The sequence below is a fragment of the Mesorhizobium sp. M8A.F.Ca.ET.202.01.1.1 genome (assembly GCF_004791595.1).
In the GTDB taxonomy this organism is placed as follows: domain Bacteria; phylum Pseudomonadota; class Alphaproteobacteria; order Rhizobiales; family Rhizobiaceae; genus Mesorhizobium.
On sequence record NZ_SRUN01000009.1, the window covers coordinates 88,757 to 91,256 of the forward strand.

Annotated in this window: 1 tRNA gene and 2 rRNA genes (1 of these 3 only partly in view); all 3 read right to left on the minus strand. The window is 54.6% G+C overall.

Going from position 1 to position 2,500, the window contains the following annotated elements:
- Positions 1-185: 185 nt before the first annotated feature.
- Positions 186-262, minus strand: a tRNA-Met gene (locus tag EN845_RS19930).
- 178 nt (positions 263-440) lie between these two features.
- A 5S ribosomal RNA gene (rrf, locus tag EN845_RS19935) occupies positions 441-555 on the minus strand.
- Between the two features lie 203 nt (positions 556-758).
- Positions 759-2,500 (minus strand): 23S ribosomal RNA (locus EN845_RS19940); it runs 1,068 nt beyond the window's last position.

The window sequence follows — 2,500 nt, forward strand, 5'->3', positions numbered from 1 at the left end:
CGCGAAACGGCCCTCCGGGTTTGATTCTGGCGGGCGTTTTAATTTGGTTTTGGGGATAGGATTTGAGTTATCGGTCCTGCGGCGTCGGCTTTGCCTCCTTGCGGGCCGCTGATGACAGGTTAAGATCGGCGGGCCACGACAGCAAAATACAAAAGAGCCCGCACGATGGCGGGCTCATTTGTATTTGGTTGCGGGGACAGGATTTGAACCTGTGACCTTCAGGTTATGAGCCTGACGAGCTACCGGGCTGCTCCACCCCGCGCCACCGATTTGCAAGCGAGAGCTTGCGAGAGGTTTGTCCGCCAAATGAAAGGGCCGCTTACGCGGCCCGTGTTTCCCGTTGGCGGGCCATGTTCAGAGAAGATTTCATCGCCTCGACCCAAAAACCGGCTTCGATTTTTGGAAAGTAGGATGTGACACATAAAACGTGCGTTTAGCAGACCTGGCAGCGACCTACTCTCCCGCGTCTTGAGACGAAGTACCATCAGCGCTGGAGCGTTTCACGGCCGAGTTCGGAATGGGATCGGGTGCAGCCGCTCCGCCATAACCACCAGGTCGGCAAAACGCACGTTATTCGAGAAGCTGTTTTTTGTGCCTTTGGAGTTCTTTTAGCCTGGCGCCTTTCGAAGCGAAGCTTCGCAAGGTCGACCGACCGTCGGCGCTTGTGCGCCGCACCCACGTAGCGCCGCCCGCAGGGCGGAACAAGCGTGAGTGAGAACAAACCATCTGACGAAGTCAGATGGACATAAGGAATGAGAACGATCAAGCCGATCGAACTATTAGTACCGGTAAGCTTCAAGCGTTGCCGCTCTTCCACACCCGGCCTATCAACGTGGTCGTCTTCCACGGTTCTCAGGGAATACTCGTTTTAAGGTGGGTTTCCCGCTTAGATGCCTTCAGCGGTTATCCCGTCCGGATATAGCTACCCTGCTATGCGGCTGGCGCCACAACAGGTCCACCAGAGATCCGTCCATCCCGGTCCTCTCGTACTAGGGACAGATCCTTTCAATATTCCTACACCCACGGCAGATAGGGACCGAACTGTCTCACGACGTTCTGAACCCAACTCACGTACCGCTTTAAATGGCGAACAGCCATACCCTTGGGACCTGCTCCAGCCCCAGGATGCGATGAGTCGACATCGAGGTGCCAAACAACCCCGTCGATATGGACTCTTGGGGGTCATCAGCCTGTTATCCCCGGCGTACCTTTTATCCGTTGAGCGATGGCCCTTCCACGCGGGACCACCGGATCACTATGACCGACTTTCGTCTCTGCTCGACTTGTCAGTCTCGCAGTCAGGCAGGCTTATGCCATTGCACTCAGCGAACGATTTCCGACCGTTCTGAGCCCACCATCGCGCGCCTCCGTTACTCTTTAGGAGGCGACCGCCCCAGTCAAACTACCCACCATACATTGTCCCGGACCCGGATAACGGGCCGCGGTTAGACATCCATAGTAATAAGGGTGGTATTTCAAGGGTGGCTCCACCTGAGCTGGCGCCCAGGTTTCAAAGCCTACCACCTATCCTACACATGCCACTACGAATGCCAATGTAAAGCTATAGTAAAGGTGCACGGGGTCTTTCCGTCTAACCGCAGGAACCCCGCATCTTCACGGGGAATTCAATTTCACTGAGTCTATGCTGGAGACAGCGGGGAAGTCGTTACGCCATTCGTGCAGGTCGGAACTTACCCGACAAGGAATTTCGCTACCTTAGGACCGTTATAGTTACGGCCGCCGTTTACTGGGGCTTCGATTCAGAGCTTGCACCCCTCCTCTTAACCTTCCAGCACCGGGCAGGCGTCAGACCCTATACGTCGTCTTGCGACTTCGCAGAGCCCTGTGTTTTTGATAAACAGTCGCTACCCCCTGGTCTGTGCCACCCTCCTCCACTTGCGTGGAAAAGGGTCACGCTTCTTCCGAAGTTACGCGTGCAATTTGCCGAGTTCCTTCAGCATAGTTCTCTCAAGCGCCTTGGTATACTCTACCAGACCACCAGTGTCGGTTTCGGGTACGGTTTATAAGGAGGAGCTATTTCCTGGAACCACGCAGCAGCCCGTTCAATCCGATAAGATTGGACTACCTCAATGATCCGTCACTACCTCCAAGCCCACGAATATTAACGTGGTTCCCATCGACTACGCGTTTCCGCCTCGTCTTAGGGGCCGGCTAACCCTGCTCAGATTAGCTTTAAGCAGGAACCCTTGGTCTTTCGGCGGGGGAGTCTCTCACTCCCCTTACGTTACTCATGTCAGCATTCGCACTTCTGATACCTCCACCACCCCTCACGGGTATGGCTTCATCAGCTTACAGAACGCTCCGCTACCGCTCGTATTGCTACGAACCCTAAGCTTCGGTGTATGGCTTTAGCCCCGTTACATTTTCGGCGCAAAGACCCTTATTTAGACCAGTGAGCTGTTACGCTTTCTTTAAATGATGGCTGCTTCTAAGCCAACATCCTGGTTGTTTTGGGATCCTCACATCCTTTCCCACTTAG